This window comes from Lysinibacillus sp. NPDC093190, assembly GCF_050280425.1.
GTDB lineage: Bacteria > Bacillota > Bacilli > Bacillales_A > Planococcaceae > Lysinibacillus.
This window is the reverse complement of the sequence record NZ_JBNNVG010000005.1, coordinates 13,752-33,057: the sequence shown is the minus strand read 5'-3', so window position 1 is coordinate 33,057 and position 19,306 is coordinate 13,752. Positions and strand designations below refer to the sequence as shown.

At 39.3% G+C, this 19,306-nt stretch carries 29 protein-coding genes; all 29 read left to right on the top strand.

The window, feature by feature from the left end:
* Positions 1–27 precede the first annotated feature (27 nt).
* The 29 genes from tuf (at position 28) to ACQKOF_RS05740 (ending at position 19,082) form a co-directional block, all read left to right on the top strand.
* A complete protein-coding gene (gene tuf / locus ACQKOF_RS05880) occupies positions 28–1,215 on the top strand; it encodes an elongation factor Tu (protein ID WP_427554541.1) in 1,188 nt (395 codons plus the stop codon).
* Positions 1,216–1,409: 194 nt separating this feature from the next.
* Positions 1,410–2,099: a response regulator gene (locus tag ACQKOF_RS05875; RefSeq protein ID WP_427554539.1), complete on the top strand. Its 690-nt coding sequence runs from the start codon at positions 1,410–1,412 to the stop codon at positions 2,097–2,099.
* On the top strand, positions 2,100–3,122 hold the full coding sequence (locus tag ACQKOF_RS05870; RefSeq protein ID WP_427554537.1) for a sensor histidine kinase: 1,023 nt from the start codon (positions 2,100–2,102) through the stop codon (positions 3,120–3,122).
* 96 nt (positions 3,123–3,218) lie between these two features.
* Positions 3,219–3,980: an ABC transporter ATP-binding protein gene (locus ACQKOF_RS05865; protein WP_370077728.1), complete on the top strand. Its 762-nt coding sequence runs from the start codon at positions 3,219–3,221 to the stop codon at positions 3,978–3,980.
* On the top strand, positions 3,970–5,928 hold the full coding sequence (locus ACQKOF_RS05860; protein WP_427554535.1) for an FtsX-like permease family protein: 1,959 nt from the start codon (positions 3,970–3,972) through the stop codon (positions 5,926–5,928). The genes ACQKOF_RS05865 and ACQKOF_RS05860 overlap by 11 nt, the downstream gene beginning before the upstream one ends.
* 165 nt (positions 5,929–6,093) lie before the next feature.
* Positions 6,094–7,410 (top strand): Na+/H+ antiporter family protein, encoded by a 1,317-nt coding sequence (locus ACQKOF_RS05855; RefSeq protein ID WP_427554533.1) that lies wholly within the window; start codon positions 6,094–6,096, stop codon positions 7,408–7,410.
* 470 nt (positions 7,411–7,880) lie between these two features.
* Complete coding sequence (gene rpsJ, locus ACQKOF_RS05850) at positions 7,881–8,189, top strand: 30S ribosomal protein S10 (RefSeq protein ID WP_004233624.1); 309 nt, start codon at positions 7,881–7,883, stop codon at positions 8,187–8,189.
* Between the two features lie 45 nt (positions 8,190–8,234).
* The gene (rplC, locus tag ACQKOF_RS05845; RefSeq protein ID WP_053482813.1) at positions 8,235–8,864 is read left to right on the top strand and encodes a 50S ribosomal protein L3; all 630 of its coding nucleotides are present in this window, start codon (positions 8,235–8,237) and stop codon (positions 8,862–8,864) included.
* Positions 8,865–8,890: 26 nt separating this feature from the next.
* A complete protein-coding gene (rplD, locus tag ACQKOF_RS05840; RefSeq protein WP_053482812.1) occupies positions 8,891–9,514 on the top strand; it encodes a 50S ribosomal protein L4 in 624 nt (207 codons plus the stop codon).
* Entirely contained in the window at positions 9,514–9,798 is a 285-nt protein-coding gene (gene rplW, locus ACQKOF_RS05835; protein ID WP_370043879.1) for a 50S ribosomal protein L23, read from the top strand. Before rplD ends, rplW begins: the two co-directional genes overlap by 1 nt.
* A 47-nt stretch (positions 9,799–9,845) precedes the next feature.
* Entirely contained in the window at positions 9,846–10,676 is an 831-nt protein-coding gene (gene rplB, locus ACQKOF_RS05830) for a 50S ribosomal protein L2 (RefSeq protein WP_009373990.1), read from the top strand.
* Positions 10,677–10,736: 60 nt separating this feature from the next.
* Positions 10,737–11,015, top strand: a complete 279-nt coding sequence (gene rpsS / locus ACQKOF_RS05825; RefSeq protein WP_036151954.1) for a 30S ribosomal protein S19 — start codon at positions 10,737–10,739, stop codon at positions 11,013–11,015.
* A gap of 22 nt (positions 11,016–11,037) precedes the next feature.
* Complete coding sequence (gene rplV, locus ACQKOF_RS05820; RefSeq protein WP_004233639.1) at positions 11,038–11,382, top strand: 50S ribosomal protein L22; 345 nt, start codon at positions 11,038–11,040, stop codon at positions 11,380–11,382.
* A gap of 3 nt (positions 11,383–11,385) precedes the next feature.
* Positions 11,386–12,039, top strand: coding sequence for a 30S ribosomal protein S3 (gene rpsC / locus ACQKOF_RS05815; RefSeq protein ID WP_049662850.1), 654 nt, complete (start codon positions 11,386–11,388; stop codon positions 12,037–12,039).
* 1 nt (position 12,040) lies between these two features.
* The gene (gene rplP, locus ACQKOF_RS05810; RefSeq protein WP_010860599.1) at positions 12,041–12,475 is read left to right on the top strand and encodes a 50S ribosomal protein L16; all 435 of its coding nucleotides are present in this window, start codon (positions 12,041–12,043) and stop codon (positions 12,473–12,475) included.
* Positions 12,465–12,665, top strand: a complete 201-nt coding sequence (gene rpmC, locus ACQKOF_RS05805; RefSeq protein ID WP_049662852.1) for a 50S ribosomal protein L29 — start codon at positions 12,465–12,467, stop codon at positions 12,663–12,665. Before rplP ends, rpmC begins: the two co-directional genes overlap by 11 nt.
* Positions 12,666–12,683: 18 nt before the next feature.
* Positions 12,684–12,947, top strand: a complete 264-nt coding sequence (rpsQ, locus tag ACQKOF_RS05800; protein ID WP_053482810.1) for a 30S ribosomal protein S17 — start codon at positions 12,684–12,686, stop codon at positions 12,945–12,947.
* Positions 12,948–12,990: 43 nt separating this feature from the next.
* Positions 12,991–13,359: a 50S ribosomal protein L14 gene (gene rplN / locus ACQKOF_RS05795; RefSeq protein ID WP_004233650.1), complete on the top strand. Its 369-nt coding sequence runs from the start codon at positions 12,991–12,993 to the stop codon at positions 13,357–13,359.
* A gap of 35 nt (positions 13,360–13,394) precedes the next feature.
* A complete protein-coding gene (gene rplX / locus ACQKOF_RS05790) occupies positions 13,395–13,703 on the top strand; it encodes a 50S ribosomal protein L24 (RefSeq protein WP_053482809.1) in 309 nt (102 codons plus the stop codon).
* Between the two features lie 27 nt (positions 13,704–13,730).
* Positions 13,731–14,270 (top strand): 50S ribosomal protein L5, encoded by a 540-nt coding sequence (gene rplE / locus ACQKOF_RS05785; protein WP_008181719.1) that lies wholly within the window; start codon positions 13,731–13,733, stop codon positions 14,268–14,270.
* A 21-nt stretch (positions 14,271–14,291) separates the two neighbouring features.
* Positions 14,292–14,477, top strand: coding sequence for a type Z 30S ribosomal protein S14 (locus ACQKOF_RS05780; protein WP_004233656.1), 186 nt, complete (start codon positions 14,292–14,294; stop codon positions 14,475–14,477).
* A 29-nt stretch (positions 14,478–14,506) separates the two neighbouring features.
* Positions 14,507–14,905: a 30S ribosomal protein S8 gene (gene rpsH, locus ACQKOF_RS05775; protein WP_008181717.1), complete on the top strand. Its 399-nt coding sequence runs from the start codon at positions 14,507–14,509 to the stop codon at positions 14,903–14,905.
* Between the two features lie 30 nt (positions 14,906–14,935).
* Positions 14,936–15,475, top strand: a complete 540-nt coding sequence (gene rplF, locus ACQKOF_RS05770; protein WP_427554530.1) for a 50S ribosomal protein L6 — start codon at positions 14,936–14,938, stop codon at positions 15,473–15,475.
* 32 nt (positions 15,476–15,507) lie between these two features.
* Positions 15,508–15,867, top strand: coding sequence for a 50S ribosomal protein L18 (rplR, locus tag ACQKOF_RS05765; RefSeq protein WP_427554528.1), 360 nt, complete (start codon positions 15,508–15,510; stop codon positions 15,865–15,867).
* 21 nt (positions 15,868–15,888) lie between these two features.
* Positions 15,889–16,392, top strand: coding sequence for a 30S ribosomal protein S5 (gene rpsE / locus ACQKOF_RS05760; protein WP_049662867.1), 504 nt, complete (start codon positions 15,889–15,891; stop codon positions 16,390–16,392).
* A 13-nt stretch (positions 16,393–16,405) separates the two neighbouring features.
* Positions 16,406–16,588 carry a 50S ribosomal protein L30 gene (gene rpmD, locus ACQKOF_RS05755; RefSeq protein WP_053482805.1) on the top strand — a complete coding sequence of 61 codons (183 nt, stop codon included), beginning with the start codon at positions 16,406–16,408 and terminating at the stop codon, positions 16,586–16,588.
* Between the two features lie 34 nt (positions 16,589–16,622).
* On the top strand, positions 16,623–17,063 hold the full coding sequence (gene rplO, locus ACQKOF_RS05750; protein ID WP_010860592.1) for a 50S ribosomal protein L15: 441 nt from the start codon (positions 16,623–16,625) through the stop codon (positions 17,061–17,063).
* A complete protein-coding gene (gene secY, locus ACQKOF_RS05745) occupies positions 17,063–18,358 on the top strand; it encodes a preprotein translocase subunit SecY (protein ID WP_370043871.1) in 1,296 nt (431 codons plus the stop codon). Before rplO ends, secY begins: the two co-directional genes overlap by 1 nt.
* Positions 18,359–18,428: 70 nt before the next feature.
* Positions 18,429–19,082, top strand: a complete 654-nt coding sequence (locus ACQKOF_RS05740) for an adenylate kinase (protein WP_427554527.1) — start codon at positions 18,429–18,431, stop codon at positions 19,080–19,082.
* Positions 19,083–19,306 lie beyond the last annotated feature (224 nt).

Below are 19,306 nucleotides of genomic sequence, written 5' to 3'. Positions count from 1 at the left end.
CATATAATTTTGAGGAGGCAATCTCTAATGGCTAAAGAAAAATTCGACCGTTCAAAAACGCATGCTAACATTGGTACAATCGGACACGTTGACCATGGTAAAACAACTTTAACTGCTGCAATCGCAACAGTTCTTTCTAAAAAAATGGGTGGAGAAGCTAAATCATACGCTGATATCGATAACGCTCCAGAAGAAAAAGAACGTGGTATCACAATCAATACTTCTCACGTAGAATACGAAACTGATACTCGTCACTATGCACACGTTGACTGCCCAGGACACGCTGACTATGTTAAAAACATGATCACTGGTGCTGCTCAAATGGACGGCGGTATCTTAGTAGTATCTGCTGCTGACGGCCCAATGCCACAAACTCGTGAACACATCCTTTTATCTCGTCAAGTAGGTGTTCCATACTTAGTAGTATTCATGAACAAATGTGATATGGTAGACGACGAAGAATTATTAGAATTAGTAGAAATGGAAATCCGTGACCTACTTTCTGAATATGACTTCCCAGGTGACGATCTTCCTGTAATCAAAGGTTCTGCTCTTAAAGCTCTTGAAGGTGAAGCAGAATGGGAAGAAAAAATCGTTGAATTAATGGACGCTGTAGATTCTTACATCCCAACTCCAGAACGTCAAACTGACAAACCATTCATGATGCCAATCGAGGACGTATTCTCTATCACTGGTCGTGGTACAGTTGCAACTGGCCGTGTTGAACGTGGTCAAGTTAAAGTTGGTGACGTTGTTGAAATCATCGGTATCACTGAAGAAGCTAAATCTACAACTGTAACTGGTGTAGAAATGTTCCGTAAATTATTAGACTATGCTGAAGCTGGTGACAACATCGGTGCTTTACTTCGTGGTGTAGCTCGTGAAGAAATCCAACGTGGTCAAGTATTAGCTAAACCAGGCTCAATCACTCCACACACTAACTTCAAAGCTGAAGTTTATGTTTTATCAAAAGAAGAGGGTGGCCGTCATACTCCATTCTTCTCTAACTACCGTCCTCAGTTCTACTTCCGTACAACTGACGTAACAGGTATCTGTAACTTACCAGAAGGCGTTGAAATGGTAATGCCTGGCGATAACATTGAAATGACAGTAGAACTTATCGCTCCAATCGCTCTTGAAGAAGGTACTAAATTCTCTATCCGTGAGGGTGGCCGTACTGTAGGCGCTGGCGTAGTTGCTTCTATCCAAAAATAATTTTAGCGCAAGCTAATTTTCCAAACCAATCTGTAGGGACGCTTACAGATTGGTTTTTTATGTTAAAATAAGAATATAATTATGGGTAATCTAGGATTAATTAGATTATTTTATGTATACATAATAGGTGAAATACCAAGAAAGTAGAAATATCCCAACACGATAACAGTGAGAATAGAAAGGAGAATTTGCAAATGGAGATGAAAATATTGCTGATTGAAGATGATTCATCGATTTTCGAAGTGATTCAGACACGTTTTGCACAATGGTCGCTTCAAGTTGTAGGTCCTAAAGATTTTCAAAAGGTGATGGATGATTTTATTGAACAAAAGCCGCAGCTTGTATTGATTGACATTCAGCTTCCGGCCTATGATGGCTTTCATTGGTGTCGTGAAATACGTCATATCTCAAAGGTGCCAATTCTCTTTCTATCTTCACGAGACCACCCAATGGATATGGTAATGGCAATGCAAATGGGTGCGGATGACTTTGTACAAAAGCCTTTCCATATGGAAGTATTACTAGCAAAGGTACAAGCAATTTTACGCCGTACATATGATTATATAGAAGAATCAATGGATGTTACACGGTTTAATAGTGCAGTTATTGACTATGCACGCAGTGAGATTATGTATGAGGGTAACTTTGCTTCGTTAACTAAAAATGAACTTTTTATTTTACGCATTTTAGTGGAGAAGGCCAATCAAATAGTTTCTAGAGATGATTTAATGAGAAAGTTATGGGATGATGAGCGCTTTGTTAATGATAATACATTGTCAGTAAATGTTAATCGATTACGTACGAAGCTTGAGGATATAGGTTTACAAGAAGTGATTTTAACTAAAAAGGGACTTGGTTATATGGCTGTAACACAAGGGACGTGAGTGACAGTGTTAATTTTGTTTTTAAGAGAACGCCTCGCATGGGTAGGCTTTGTCGTTTTTATCATGGTTATTATCAATGTTTTATTTTCTTTAGATGCTGGATTAGAGGGAATATCTATTGGGTATATGAATATTAGCGTGCTTATTAGTTTTATGATCTTTCTAATTTGGCGATATGTAGTAGAAGTAAGACAGCTAAATGATTTCCTGGGAAATGTGGAAAGCCAACTTGATGATGTGCATAGCAAAAATTTGACTTTATCACCTTTTCAAACGGCATACCTTACGAAAATTGAAGATGTTTTTTATGATAAGAACACAGAGTTAAATCAAGCAAAGGTACAGCTGCAGGAATATTCGGATGAACTCCTAGCGTGGGTTCATGAAGTAAAGGCACCTTTAACTTCAATTAATTTAATGCTGGATCACATAGAAGATTTGACACTACGTCGTAAATTAGAGACTGAGTGGCTAAGACTACATTTATTAGTTGATCAGCAGCTACACCAAACACGTTTAGCTTCTATTGAAAAAGATAATTATCTGACAGAGATCGAGCTAAAGACTGTGGTCTATAAGGAAATAAGAGCTATGCAGGCATGGTGTATTGAAAAAGGTATTGGTTTCGATGTTGCAGAGTTAACAGAGGCAGTGATGACGGATGGTAAATGGTTAGCCTTTATAATCCGACAAATTCTGTCTAATGCCATTAAATATAGTCCTACAAACTCAGAGGTATCGATTTTTACGGAAGTAGATGTAACTGGAGCAACACTACTACATATAAAAGATGCAGGTGTTGGCATTCGTAAGGAGGATCTACCTCGAATTTTTTATAAATCGTATACTGGGACAGCCGGAAGAGAATCAGCGCAATCGACAGGTATGGGCTTATATTTAGCCTATAATGTGGCGCAGAAAATCGGTGTTCGTATTACTGTTCAATCCAGTGTTGGTGAAGGCTCGATATTTACATTGCGTTTTCCATTGCAAAATGAATATGTCAAACTAACAGGTAGATGACGAAATTGTCACCTACCTTTTTATATTGTCATGTAAAACGCACGAATTAACGACATAGACAGGGTACACTTGAACTATAGAAAGGGGCGTTTACAAGTGGCGGTTTTAATTGGTCGTAAAGTAAAAAAAGTATATGGTAAAAAATCAACAGCCCAAGAGGTGTTAAAGGGTATTGATGTAGAAGTGAATCAAGGTGAATTTGTTGGCATTATGGGACCTTCAGGCTCTGGGAAGACAACACTCTTAAATGTTCTGTGTTCAATTGACTTTGCAACTGAAGGTGTTATTGAAATAAATGGTCAAAACTTACGTGGTATGAAGGAGAAGGCGTTAGCTAATTTCCGTCGTGAACAATTGGGATTCATTTTCCAAGATTATAATTTATTAGATACACTAACGGTGAAAGAAAATATTTTACTACCATTAGCTATTGGGAGGCTACCAAAGGCTGTTGCAGAGAGCCGTGTAAAGGAGCTTACACATTTATTAGGTATTGCTGAGATTTTAAATAAATATCCAAACGAAATATCAGGTGGTCAAAAGCAACGTACATCAGCGGCTCGGGCACTAATTACAAATCCTTCGCTTGTATTTGCTGATGAACCTACAGGCGCACTTGATTCAAAATCAGCTACTGCACTTTTAAAAAATCTACAAAGTATTAATGAGTCAAAAAAAGCAACGATTATGATGGTTACGCATGATGCAGTAGCAGCGAGTTTTTGTACACGTGTTTTATTTTTGAAGGACGGGCTTATTTATAGTGAGCTATATAAAGGAGATAAAACGAGACAAGCATTTTTTCAAGAGATCATGCATACGCAAAGTGTGCTAGGCGGTGACGGCTATGAGTCTTAGTAAACTCGTACTACGCAGTATGAAGAAAAATATGAAGCATTATTATTTATATTTTTTCGCACTTATTTTTAGTGTTACTTTATATTTTTCCTTTGTGACATTGCAAAATAATGCTGAAGTGTTGGCTACAGTAGACAAGAGCGGTACCGCCAAAGCGGGATTTGCTGCGGCAACCTATATGCTGTACTTTATTGTCTTGTTTTTCGTCCTATATGCCAACCATCTATTTATGAAGCGTCGCAGTAAGGAAATAGGCTTGTATCAGCTAATAGGGATGACAAAGGGGCTCATCGTACGCTTATTAGCGGTAGAAAGTATCCTCTTATTTGTAGGAGCAATCGTTTTAGGGATGCTTGCAGGGTTCTTTAGTTCGCGCTTATTTGCAATGATATTACTGCGGGTACTCGAAAAAGAGGCGCTTGTGACGATGACATTTAGTACAGAGGCATTACAGCAGTCTATCGTAGTATTTGCCATTCTGCTAGTAATTGTACTTGTGCAAATGGCTTGGATGATTTATCGCGTATCATTACTATCATTATTCAGTGCTTCCAAGCAAGCCGATGAGCGCGTAAAGCGTTTCAACCCATTACAAATGGTTATTGGTTTTTTAGGACTTGTATTTATTGCATATGGCTACTATGCATCAACGAAGCTTTTCGATATTAACTCTCAGGGTAATTTAACGCTTAATATGATTATTATTTTAACAACTACCATTGGTGGAACATTCCTTGTTTTCCGTTTCTCTGTAGCATTTATTATAAATTCAATTCGTCTTAAGAAAAATGGACATTTAACTGTCCGTGATGTATTAGCATTAACACCGATTATGCATCGTATGAAAGGCAATGCGAAATCCTTAACGCTTATTACGGTTTTAACGGGTTTTTCACTTGGGCTTACAACTTTAGCATATATTTCGTATTATTCATCAGAATCGTCGGCATATAGCCAAGTGCCTGGTGATTATGTATTACTTGAAGATAAGGGCCAGGAATTTTTAAAGAAGCTAGAAGAAAATAATATTGCTTTTGATAAAAGAGATTACCGATTACAGAGTGTTTCAGCTTCGTTTACACAATTATTATCTGATAGTCAGCAAAATGAGGATAATCCCCTTTTTGGTTTAGATGGAATCATTTATACAATTCCACTTTCTGATTATCAACAATTAGTTCCTGAAGCTTCCGTTTCGGATAATGATGTTATATTAACAAACTATGGTGGTTATATGGCAGAGATGTTTCCGCTTGAAAAGGATCGTGATGTAGTTGTCACACCAAGAGGTCCAGAGGGGACTAAGGAAGAAACGCTTCATGTTAAAGAGGTTCGAGATGAAAGTATTATAAGTGGTACTGTGACTTCTGGGCCGGGGGGGCCAATTTTTGTAGTTCCAGATGCACTGTTTGAAAAGTTAGCTGCTCATGATGTACCTGATATGTGGCAAAATCAAACTACTATAAATCTAAAGAATAAAAGTGATTTAGCTCTAGCAGAGAAATTATATATGCAATCAAATGGCGAAAACTTTATACAATCCTATGAAGAAGAGCGTAAGGTGAATATCGAAACGTTAGGAATAACGATATTTACAGTAGCATTTTTAGGCTTAGCGTTTTTAATGACAACAGGTAGTATTTTATACTTTAAACAAATGTCTGAGGCTGAAGAGGAGCGAGGTTCTTATACGGTATTAAGAAAGATTGGCTTCGCTGAAAAAGATATTATGAAAGGCATCTATATGAAACAAGCCTTTAATTTTGGTGTTCCATTAATAATAGGGCTGCTCCATAGTTACTTTGCTGTAAAGTCGGGCTGGTTTTTATTCGGCTCAGAGTTAACTGCGCCATTGTGGATTGCTATGAGCTGCTATATAGCGTTATACGCTATCTTCGCTATACTTTCCGTTGGCTATTATAAAAAAGTCATTCGTGAATCATTATAATAGGAAGAAACCTAAAAGCAGTATGATTATTTAAGATCATACTGTTTTTTTGTCGTTTAAATTAGGAAGATTATTATAGGGGCATAAAAATATCTTGACTTTCAATTATTAGACGGTTAAAGTTTAACGTATTAGTAATCTAGTGTACGAAAGTGAAGTGTTGGAATGAACGCAGTAATTGTGGCAGTAGCTGTCATGTTAATATTAAGCTTGCTCCGTATCAATGTTGTTCTTTCTCTTGTGTTGGGGGCCTTTGCGGGAGGTCTAACAAGTGGCATGGGCATTGAAGCAACTGTAAAATCATTTACAGAAGGATTAGGAGCAGGGGCAACTATTGCTTTAAGCTATGGGTTGCTTGGTGGTTTTGCTATCGCCATTTCAAAAACAGGAATTCCTGAATTAATGATTGCAGGGATTTTAAAGATATTAAATAAAAACGGTACAAGTAATCGAAAAGGTTTAGTAAAGGTTTTAATTTTCCTACTGATCTTTATGATGTCTATTTTCTCACAAAACTTAATTCCAATTCATATAGCCTTTATCCCATTATTGATACCTCCAATCTTGAAGGTTTTAAATATGCTAGAGGTTGACCGACGAATTATCGCAACATTAATTGCTGTTGGTTTAATAGGGACATATAGTTTCGTTCCTGCTGGCTTCGGAGCTATATTCCAAGATATCGTTTCTACGCAAGTATCTAAGGCAGGGATGGAGGCATCTTCACGTGATGTACCAGTAGCGATGGCTATACCTGTTCTGGGGATGTTAATTGGATTATGTGTAGCCTTTTTCGTTTACCGGAAACCTCGACAATATAAAAATAATGATGTAGAGACAGAATCTTTAAATGTTAATGTCAGTAAGTTCGTGATTTTTTCTACGACCGCGGCTTTAATTGTCTCTCTATGCGCACAAATTTATACTGATTCGATGATTGTAGGTGCTTTTGCAGGCATTATGATTATGTATTTTACTGGTGCACTTAATTGGAAAGAGGCAGATGAGATTCTTTCTGAGGGAATGAAGATGATGGCCTTTATTGGTTTTGTGATGATTGCTGCAAATGGTTTTGCATCTGTTATTAACGCTACGGGTCATGTAGATAGCTTAATCTCGAACTCATTAGCAATTCTTCAAGGAAATAAGAGTCTAGCTATATTTATTATGTTGGTCATTGGTTTAATAGTGACGATGGGGATTGGTTCATCCTTTGCGACAGTACCTATCATTGCAACTTTATTTGTTCCTCTTGCACAAGGGTTAGGAATGAGTCCTTTGGCGATTATTTGTCTTATAGGTACAGCAGGTGCTTTAGGTGATGCAGGCTCTCCTGCTTCAGATTCTACTCTTGGACCAACTGCGGGTTTAAATGTAGATGGACAGCATAATCACATTTGGGATACATGTGTGCCAACGTTTATTTTTATTAACATCCCACTTATTATATTTGGCTGGGTTGCATGTGTGTTCTTCTTATAAACTGATAGAATGAGCGGTTTCTAAAATATTAGAGGCTGCTTTTTTTACTGTTAAATATAATTGCCGCAAAAACTGAGGGCATTGTGTTTTTGTCTAGAATAAAGTGTTACAACCTCGAAGTGAGTGCACCAGCGCTTTAGTGAACTCTTTTTTTTGATCAACTAATTGTTTGAAATATTCAAAAACGTTGATATAGCAGTCTTAAGTGTTGCAATGTGCACGGGAATTTTATATACTAGTAAACGGCTTAGATAAGCGAGAAATATTAGTAGTAAGAATATCTGCAACATTTAAAAGAATTTAGCGAAAAGACTTGCTTATTCTTTTTTTATTGTGTATAATGTTGAATGTTGGTCTTTGACTGCGATGAAACGAGAGGTTGCCGACACACCCGGCCGCTTTGCCATGGCGGTGTGTAGGAGAATTTTCGTGGAGAATGTCTAGAAAATAGGCGAGAAGGAGGGAAAATAATGGCAAAACAAAAGATTCGTATTCGTTTAAAAGCGTATGATCACCGTATTTTAGATCAGTCTGCTGAAAAAATTGTGGAAACTGCAAAACGTTCAGGTGCAAGTGTATCAGGTCCGATTCCACTTCCAACTGAGAAGTCTGTGTACACAATTCTTCGTGCTGTTCACAAGTACAAAGATTCTCGTGAACAATTCGAAATGCGTACGCATAAACGTCTGATCGATATCGTTAACCCAACACCACAAACTGTTGATGCGTTAATGAAACTTGATTTACCATCTGGCGTTGATATCGAAATCAAACTTTAATGGTAAAAAATATAACTTTTTTAAAACTTACAGGAGGTGTGACAAATGGCTAAAGGAATCTTAGGTAGAAAAATTGGTATGACACAAGTTTTCGCTGAAAACGGCGATTTAATTCCAGTAACAGTTATCGAAGCTACTCCAAACGTAGTACTTCAAAAGAAAACTGCTGAAACAGACGGCTACGAAGCGATCCAAGTTGGTTTCGAAGACAAGCGTGTTAAGCTTTCTAACAAACCAGAACAAGGTCACGTAGCAAAAGCGAACACTGCTCCTAAGCGCTTCATTCGTGAATTCCGCAACGTAAACGTTGGAGAATACGAAGTTGGTCAAGAAGTCAAAGTAGAAATTTTCGCAGAAGGCGATGTAATTGATGTAACAGGTGTTACTAAAGGTAAAGGTTTCCAAGGTGTAATTAAACGCCATGGTCAATCTCGTGGTCCTATGGCCCACGGTTCTCGTTACCACCGTCGTCCTGGTTCAATGGGTCCAGTTGCTCCGAACCGCGTATTCAAACAAAAGAAATTACCTGGTCAAATGGGTGGCACTGTAGTTACAATCCAAAACTTAGAAATCGTGAAAGTTGATGCGGAACGTAACTTACTACTTGTTAAAGGTAATGTTCCTGGTTCTAAAAAAGCTCTAGTTACAGTTAAAACTGCAATTAAAGCTAAGTAATCACCTAAGGAAAGGAGGAAACAGGAATGACAAAAGTATCTGTACTTAGTCAAACAGGTGCTTCAGTTGGTGAAATCGAATTAAACGATGCGATTTTTGGAATCGAGCCAAATGAAGCAGTATTATTCGACGCTGTAGTAGCACAACGCGCTTCTCTTCGTCAAGGTAATCACAAAGTTAAAAACCGTTCTGAAGTTGCTGGTGGTGGTCGTAAGCCATGGCGTCAAAAAGGAACTGGTCGTGCTCGTCAAGGTTCTATCCGTTCTCCACAATGGCGCGGTGGTGGTATCGTATTCGGTCCAACTCCACGTAGCTACTCTTACAAATTACCTAAAAAAGTTCGTCGCTTAGCTCTTAAATCTGCTTTATCAGCTAAAGTAGTAGAACAGAACTTCTTAGTTCTTGATGCTCTTTCTCTAGCAGCACCAAAAACAAAAGAATTCACAAAAATCCTTAAAGATCTTTCTTTAGAGAAAAAATCTTTATTCGTTACTGCTGACCTAGATGAAAATGTAGCATTATCTGCTCGTAACATCCCTGGTGTAACAGTTTTAACTGCAAATGGAATTAACGTTCTTGATCTATTAGGTCATGATAAAGTTGTATTCACAAAATCTGCAGTAGAAAAAGTTGAGGAGGTGCTTGGATAATGGAAGCACGTGATATTTTAAAACGTCCAGTCATTACTGAGCGTTCTTCAGAGCTTATGGCAGAGAAAAAGTATACTTTCGAAGTAGACACTCGCGCTAACAAAACTCAAGTAAAAGACGCTGTAGAAGAAATCTTTGGCGTAACAGTTGAGAAAGTAAATGTTCTTAACTACAAAGGTAAATTCAAACGCGTAGGCCGTTACGGTGGTTACACTAACAAACGTCGTAAAGCGATTGTTAAATTAACTGCTGATAGCAAAGAAATCGAATTATTCGAAGTGTAATCCTTTATGGATTTATGATTTGAACACTCAAGAAGGAGGGAAACACAATGGCGATTAAAAAGTATAAACCTACCTCTAATGGTCGTCGTAATATGACGTCTTTAGACTTTGCGGAAATTACAACTAACAAGCCTGAGAAATCATTGCTTGAACCAACTAAACGCAAAGCTGGTCGTAACAACCAAGGTAAAATCACTGTTCGTCATCATGGCGGTGGACATAAGAAGCAATACCGTGTTATCGATTTCAAACGTGTAAAAGATGGCATTCCGGCTAAAGTTGCTACTATCGAATATGATCCAAACCGTTCTGCGAATATCGCATTAATCAACTACGCTGATGGAGCAAAAGCTTACATCTTAGCACCAAAAGGTCTAGAGGTTGGTCAAACAATCGTATCTGGTCCAGATGCTGATATTAAAGTAGGTAACACATTACCATTAGCAAACATTCCAATGGGTACTACAATCCATAACATCGAGTTAAAACCTGGTAAAGGTGGACAATTAGTACGTTCTGCCGGTACTTCTGCTCAAGTACTTGGTCGTGAAGACAAATACGTAATCGTTCGTCTACAATCTGGTGAAGTACGTTTAGTGTTAGCTACTTGCCGTGCTACAATCGGTCAAGTTGGTAACGAACAACACGAACTAGTACACATCGGTAAAGCAGGTCGTAGCCGTTGGTTAGGTAAACGCCCAGAAGTTCGTGGTTCTGTAATGAACCCTAACGATCACCCACACGGCGGTGGTGAAGGACGCTCTCCAATCGGACGTAAATCACCAATGACTCCTTGGGGTAAACCAGCACTTGGTTACAAAACTCGCAAGAAGAAAAACAAATCGGATAAATTCATCATCCGTAGTCGTAAAAAATAAAGTGGTTAAACTACGGTTCTATGTGAGAGCCGTGGTGGAATCACGAAGGGAGGTTCCTACATGGGTCGCAGCTTGAAAAAAGGACCTTTTGTTGATGACCACTTAATGAAAAAAGTGGAAGCACAAGAGGCTTCTGAGAAAAAACAAGTTATTAAAACTTGGTCACGCCGTTCTACAATCTTCCCGAACTTCATCGGTTTAACGATTGCTGTTTATGATGGACGTAAACACGTTCCTGTATACGTAACAGAAGATATGGTTGGCCATAAACTTGGTGAGTTCGCACCGACACGTGCTTACAAAGGTCACGGTGCAGACGACAAGAAAACAAGACGCTAATTTTGAGAGGAGGTAAATCCTAATGACACAAGCTAAAGCTATCGCTCGTACTGTTCGCATTGCTCCTCGTAAAGTCCGTCTAGTAGTAGACTTAATCCGAGGCAAGCAAGTTGGTGAGGCAGTTGCAATTTTACGTCATACTCCAAAAGCGGCGTCTCCAGTCGTTGAAAAAGTATTAAAATCTGCAGTTGCTAACGCTGAACACAACTACGATCTTGACATCAACTCTTTAGTAGTTTCTGAAGTTTTCGTTGATGAAGGTCCAACATTAAAACGTTTCCGTCCACGTGCACAAGGACGTGCAAGCGCAATTAACAAACGCACAAGCCACATTACTCTAGTGGTATCTGAGAAGAAGGAGGGTTAATCCGTGGGTCAAAAAGTACATCCAATAGGACTACGCGTTGGTATTATTCGTGACTGGGAGTCAAAATGGTACGCTGAAAAAGACTATGCAACTCTACTTCACGAAGACATTAAAGTGCGTAAATATATTGAAACGGCTCTTAAAGACGCTTCTGTTTCTAAAGTTGAAATTGAACGCGCTGCAAACCGTGTAAACATTACAATTCACACTGCGAAACCAGGTATGGTAATCGGTAAAGGTGGTTCTGAAGTTGAGAATCTTCGTAAATACCTTAGCGATTTAACTGGTAAACGTGTACACATCAACATTATCGAAATCAAACGTGCTGATCTTGACGCTCGTCTAGTAGCTGAAAATATCGCTCGTCAATTAGAAAATCGTGTATCATTCCGTCGTGCGCAAAAGCAAGCGATCCAACGCACAATTCGTGCTGGTGCAAAAGGAATTAAAACACAAGTATCTGGTCGTTTAGGTGGCGCTGATATCGCGCGTGCTGAACACTATAGTGAAGGAACTGTTCCACTTCATACTCTACGTGCTGACATCGACTATGCACACGCAGAAGCTGACACTACTTACGGTAAATTAGGCGTTAAAGTATGGATCTACCGTGGTGAAGTTCTTCCTACGAAGAAATCTGTGGAAGGAGGCAAATAATATGTTATTGCCTAAACGCGTAAAATACCGTCGTGAACACCGCGGAAACATGCGTGGCGAAGCGAAAGGCGGTAAAGAAGTATCTTTCGGCGAATGGGGCTTACAAGCTCAAACAGCTAGCTGGATTACTAACCGTCAAATCGAATCTGCCCGTATCGCGATGACTCGTTACATGAAACGTGGCGGTAAAGTTTGGATTAAAATCTTCCCGCACAAACCTTACACTAAAAAACCTCTAGAAGTCCGCATGGGTTCTGGTAAAGGTTCTCCTGAAGGTTGGGTTGCAGTAGTAAAACCAGGAAAAGTAATGTTCGAAATCGCTGGCGTATCTGAAGAGATCGCACGTGAAGCACTTCGTTTAGCATCACATAAGCTTCCTGTTAAATGTAAGATCGTAAAACGTCAAGAAACTGGTGGTGAATCTAATGAAAGCTAATGAAATCCGTGACCTTGCCACTTCTGAATTAGAATTGAAAGTGAAATCACTGAAAGAAGAGCTTTTCAACCTTCGCTTCCAATTGGCGACTGGTCAATTAGAAAACACAGCTCGTATTCGCGAAGTGCGTAAAGCAATCGCGCGTATGAAAACTGTTATTCGTGAAAGAGAAATCAGTGCAAATAACTGATAAAGGAGGTTTTCAAGTATGACTGAGCGTAATCAACGCAAAGTTTACACGGGCCGCGTCGTTTCAGATAAAATGGACAAAACTATTTCTGTTTTAGTTGAAACTCACAAAAAGCACAAGCTTTATGGTAAACGTGTAAAATACTCTAAAAAGTTTAAGGCTCATGACGAGTTAAACACAGCGAAAATCGGTGATATCGTACGTATCATGGAAACTCGCCCGCTATCAGCAACTAAACGTTTCCGTCTAGTTGAAGTTGTAGAAAAAGCGGTTATTATTTAATAACTATTTCGGAACAACCAATTTCCGAAGGGAGGTAACCTAAGTGATCCAACAAGAAAGTCGTATGAAAGTTGCTGACAACTCAGGTGCACGTGAAGTTCTTACAATTAAAGTCCTTGGTGGCTCTGGCCGTAAAACTGCTAACATCGGTGATATCGTTGTTTGTACAGTTAAGAAAGCAACACCAGGTGGCGTTGTTAAGAAGGGTGACGTTGTTAAGGCTGTTATCGTTCGTACTAAATCAGGCGTACGTCGTAAAGATGGTACGTACATCAAATTTGATGAAAATGCTTGTGTAATTATTCGTGATGATAAATCACCACGCGGAACTCGTATTTTCGGACCTGTTGCACGTGAATTACGTGACAGCAACTTCATGAAAATCGTTTCTCTAGCTCCAGAAGTTCTTTAATTTCATGATAGTGCCAATCAAGGAGGTGCGACAGCATGCATGTAAAAAAAGGTGACAAGGTTAAGGTTATCACTGGTAAGGATAAAGGCAAAGAAGGCGTTATTCTTGCTGCTTACCCTAAACAAGATCGCGTTCTTGTTGAAGGTGTGAACATCGTGAAAAAACACGTAAAACCTAACCAATTGAATCCACAAGGTGGAATTGTAAGCCAAGAGGCTGCAATTCACGTTTCGAACGTAATGCTAATCGATCCTAAATCTGGCGAGCCGACTCGTGTAGGTTATAAAATCGAAAACGGTAAAAAAGTTCGTGTTGCAAAAAAATCAGGTGCAGTAATCGACTAATTTCTATAAAAGAAGGGAGGTACACAAATGAGCCGCCTAAAAGAAAAATATTTAAATGAAGTTTCTCCTGCTCTTATGAGCAAGTTTGGATATAAATCAGTTATGCAATTGCCGAAAGTTGACAAAATCGTTATCAACATGGGTGTTGGTGATGCTGTTCAAAACTCAAAAGCATTAGATGCAGCTGTAGAAGAATTAACAATTATCACTGGTCAAAAACCAGTTGTAACTAAAGCGAAAAAATCGATCGCAGGTTTCCGTCTACGTGAAGGTATGCCTATCGGTGCTAAAGTTACATTACGCGGTGAGCGTATGTATGAATTCTTGGATAAATTAATCTCAATTTCACTACCACGTGTACGTGACTTCCGTGGTGTTTCTAAAAAAGCATTCGACGGTCGCGGTAACTACACTTTAGGTGTTAAAGAGCAATTAATTTTCCCAGAAATCGATTACGATAAAGTTTCAAAAGTACGCGGTATGGACATCGTGATCGTAACGACAGCGAATTCTGATGAAGAAGCTCGCGAGTTATTGACACAATTCGGTATGCCGTTCCAAAAGTAATTAAACAAGGAGGGCGAAAACGTGGCTAAAAAATCTATGATCGTTAAACAACAACGTAAGCAAAAGTTTAAAGTGCAAGAATATACACGTTGTGAACGCTGTGGCCGTCCACACTCTGTATATCGCAAATTCAAACTTTGCCGTATTTGTTTCCGAGAACTTGCATATAAGGGACAAATTCCTGGCGTGAAAAAAGCCAGCTGGTAATCCCCTAATTTGGGAAGGAGGTAAATGTAATGACAATGACTGATCCGATTGCAGATATGCTTACTCGCATTCGTAATGCGAACATGGTTCGTCACGAGAAGTTAGAAGTACCAGCTTCCAACGTGAAAAAAGAAATCGCTGAAATTTTAAAGCGTGAAGGTTTCGTACGTGACGTAGAATACGTGGAAGACAACAAACAAGGTATCATCCGTATCTTCTTAAAATACGGTAAAGATAACGAGCGCGTTATCACTGGTTTAAAACGTATTTCTAAACCTGGTCTACGAGTATATGCTAAAACAAATGAAGTGCCTAAAGTACTGAACGGTCTTGGTATCGCTTTAGTGTCAACTTCACAAGGTTTATTAACAGATAAAGAAGCTCGCGCTAAACAAGTTGGCGGCGAAGTTCTAGCATACGTTTGGTAATTAGCAATAAATGAATGGAGGTGCAACTAAATGTCTCGTGTAGGTAAAAAAATTATCGAGGTACCAGCTAACGTAACTGTTACTGTTGCAGCTGACAACTCAGTTACCGTTAAAGGTCCTAAAGGCGAACTTGTTCGTTCTTTCCACCAAGATATGAAAATTGAGCAAGAAGGTAACGTACTTTCTGTATCTCGTCCTTCTGACTCAAAAGAACACCGCACAAACCACGGTACAACTCGTGCGCTATTAGCGAACATGGTTACTGGTGTTTCTGCAGGTTTCGAAAAATCATTAGAACTTATCGGTGTCGGTTACCGTGCGCAATTACAAGGTAAAAAACTTGTTCTTAACGTAGGTTATTCACATCCAGTTGAGTTCACACCTGAAGATGGTCTAGAAGTTGAAGTTCCTTCAAACACTAAAATCATCGTTAAAGGTATCAGCAAAGAACGTGTTGGTGCTCTTGCATCTAACATCCGTGACGTGCGTCCACCAGAGCCTTACAAAGGTAAAGGTATCCGCTATGAAGGCGAATATGTTCGTCGTAAAGAAGGTAAAACAGGTAAATAATGCTGCCTAGGCATTAGAAAGGAGTGACCCTTGTGATTACGAAACAAGATAAAAATCAGGTTCGTAAAAAACGTCATGCACGCGTACGTTCTAAAATTTCGGGTACTGCTGAGCGTCCACGCTTAAACGTATTCCGTTCAAACAAGAACGTTTACGCTCAACTTATCGATGACGTAGCAGGCGTAACAATTGTTAGCGCATCTTCTCAAGAAAATGGTTTTGAAGGTGCTGGTAGTAATGTTGATGCTGCAACTAAAGTCGGTGAAACAATCGCAAAACGCGCTACGGAAAAAAATATTACTGCTGTAGTATTTGACCGTGGTGGTTACTTATATCATGGACGCGTGAAAGCTTTAGCTGAAGCTGCACGTGAGAACGGTTTAGAATTTTAATAAAAAGGAGGGACACATTTCATGAGTCGAATTGACGCAAACAAACTTGGAGAACTTGAAGAACGCGTAGTTACTATTAACCGTGTTGCTAAAGTTGTTAAAGGTGGACGTCGCTTCCGCTTCACAGCATTAGTTGTAGTTGGCGATAAAAACGGTCATGTTGGTTTCGGTACTGGTAAAGCTCAAGAGGTGCCAGATGCTATCCGTAAAGCTGTTGAAGATGCGAAGAAAAACTTAATCGAAGTGCCACGCGTAGGTGGAACAACTCCACACTTAGTGCAAGGGCGCTTTGGTGCAGGAGAAATCCTAATTAAACCTGCTGCTCCTGGTACAGGGGTTATCGCTGGTGGTCCAGTACGTGCCGTACTAGAACTTGCTGGTATTACTGATATTCTTTCAAAATCTCTTGGAACTAACACACCAATCAATATGGTGCGTGCAACAGTTCAAGGTTTAACTGAATTAAAACGCGTAGAGGACGTAGCTAAATTACGTGGTAAATCAGTGGAAGAAATATTAGGATAAGGGGGGAAAGATAATGGCTAACAAATTAGAAATCACCCTTACAAAATCTGTGATTGGTTCTAAACCTGCGCAACGTAAAACAATCGAAGCTCTAGGTTTACGCAAATTACACCAAACTGTTGAGAAAGCTGATAATGCAGCAACTCGCGGTATGATTGATGTAGTAGCTCACTTAGTTACTGTAAAAGAAAACTAATTTTTAATTAACGAACAAGGAGGTGCCATCCAATATGAAACTTCATGAGTTAAAACCAGCAGAAGGTTCCCGTAAAGTACGTAACCGCGTAGGTCGCGGTATCGGTTCTGGTAACGGTAAAACTGCAGGTAGAGGTCATAAAGGTCAAAACTCTCGTTCTGGCGGCGGTGTACGCCCAGGATTCGAAGGTGGTCAAAACCCTTTATTCCGTCGTTTACCGAAACGCGGCTTTACTAACATTAACCGTAAAGAGTACGCGATCGTTAATCTTGACACATTAAACCGTTTTGAAGATGGTGCAGAGGTAACAACTGCATTATTACTTGAAACAGGTTTAGTGAGCAATGAAAAAGCTGGAATTAAAGTTCTTGGAAACGGAACTCTTAACAAAAAGCTTACTGTAAAAGCTCATAAATTCTCAGCTTCGGCTAAAGAAGCAATTGAAAATGCCGGCGGAACTACTGAGGTGATTTAATGTTTCAGACGATCTCTAACTTTATGCGTGTTCGAGATATACGAAATAAAATCATTTTTACTCTTTTAATGTTAATCGTTTTCCGTATTGGTACGTTTGTACCAGTACCAAACGTTGACGCTAATGTATTAAAGGCAACTGATGAGTTCAATCTCGTTGGTTTCCTGAATACTTTTGGCGGTGGTGCTTTAAAGAACTTCTCTATCTTTGCAATGGGAATTATGCCTTACATCACTGCTTCAATCATTGTTCAGTTATTGCAGATGGACGTAGTGCCGAAATTTGCTGAGTGGGCAAAGCAAGGTGAAGTCGGAAGACGTAAACTTGCTCAATTTACTCGTTACTTTACAATTGTTCTTGCCTTTATCCAATCATTCGCGATGTCATTTGGTTTTAATAGAATGTATGGTGGATCTTTGATTAAAGAAGAAGGAATTTTAACATATGTTACGATTTCTATTGTATTAACAGCGGGTACAGCATTCCTAGTATGGCTTGCTGAACAAATTACTGCGCATGGTGTTGGGAATGGTATTTCTGTTGTAATTTTCGCAGGTATTGTTGCGGCATTACCGAATGGCATTAACCAAATCTATGCACAGCAAATCGAGGGTGCTGGTGATAAACTATTTATCAATCTAGTGATTCTCGGATTGCTTGTTTTAGTTCTGCTTGCAGTTGTTGTTGGAGTTATCTACGTGCAACAAGCACTACGTAAAATTCCAATTCAATATGCAAAACGAGTTACTGGACGCAACCAACAAACAGGTGCTCAACAAACGCATTTACCGTTAAAAGTAAATGCTGCAGGGGTTATTCCGGTAATCTTTGCATCAGCGTTTCTGATGACACCTCGTACGTTAGTTCCGTTCTTTGGTGATGGTGCTGTATCAACATTCATTCAAAACACGTTTGATTATACAAAACCTGTTGGGATGATTGTTTATGTTGTATTGATCGTCGCATTCACATATTTCTATGCATTCGTACAAGTGAATCCAGAAAATGTGGCAGATAACTTGAAAAAGCAAGGTGCTTACATTCCGGGTATTCGTCCGGGTGAAAGTACTCAAACGTATTTAACAAGCGTGTTATATCGTCTGACATTTGTCGGTGCGATTTTCTTAACTGTTATTTCAGTAATGCCGATTATTATCATAAACTTTATGAATCTACCTGCCACAGTGCAGATCGGTGGTACTAGTATTATTATCGTAGTCGGCGTAGCGCTGGAAACGATGAAACAGCTAGAATCTCAACTTGTTAAACGTCACTACAAAGGCTTTATGAAATAATGTTGGTTTTTAGGGAACGTTCTATCGTTTCCTGAAATCAGCAAACCTTTTGTGGGAGGAATATTTCCGTATGAATATCGTTTTAATGGGTCTGCCAGGTGCTGGTAAAGGCACACAGGCAGATAAAATTGTTGAGAAGTACGCGATTCCTCATATTTCTACAGGCGATATGTTCCGTGCTGCTATTAAAGATGGTACAGAACTAGGCTTGCAAGCTAAATCGTTTATGGATCAAGGTGCTCTAGTACCGGATGAAGTAACGATTGGTATTGTTCGTGAACGACTTGCTAAACCTGATTGTGAAAAGGGCTTCTTATTAGATGGATTCCCACGTACTGTTCCTCAAGCTGAAGCTTTAGACAGCATCCTTGCTGATCTTGGTAAAGCTATTGAACATACAATTAACATCCAAGTTGAAAAAGATGAGCTAGTTGCTCGTCTATCAGGTCGTCGTATTTGTAAAGCTTGTGGTACTTCTTATCATCTAATTTTCAATCCTCCAGCTGAGGAAGGAATATGTGATAAAGATGGTGGCGAGCTTTATACACGTGCGGACGATAATCCTGAAACGGTTGCAAACCGTCTGGAAGTAAATATGAAACAAGCACAACCTTTACTTAACTACTATGAAGTAAAAGGTGTGTTAACAAATATAGATGGACAGCAAGATATTAACAAAGTGTTTGCTGATCTTGATGCTCTATTACAGGGCAGCCGCAGCTGATACCCGGCTCCGGGCGCAGAATACTGTTTCCGCGGGAGGCATGCGGGAGCAACAACGAAACATAATTTTTTTGAGAGTTGCAAAAGCATATTGTGCCCGGTATATATTTCTTTTAAAAAGTGCAACATTACTTTTGAAAGAGTATAATGGGTTTCGTGGAAGCATCTGTGTAACGGGTATGAATATCTCATCCAAGACATTCCGGTATTCGTGTAAACATCGGA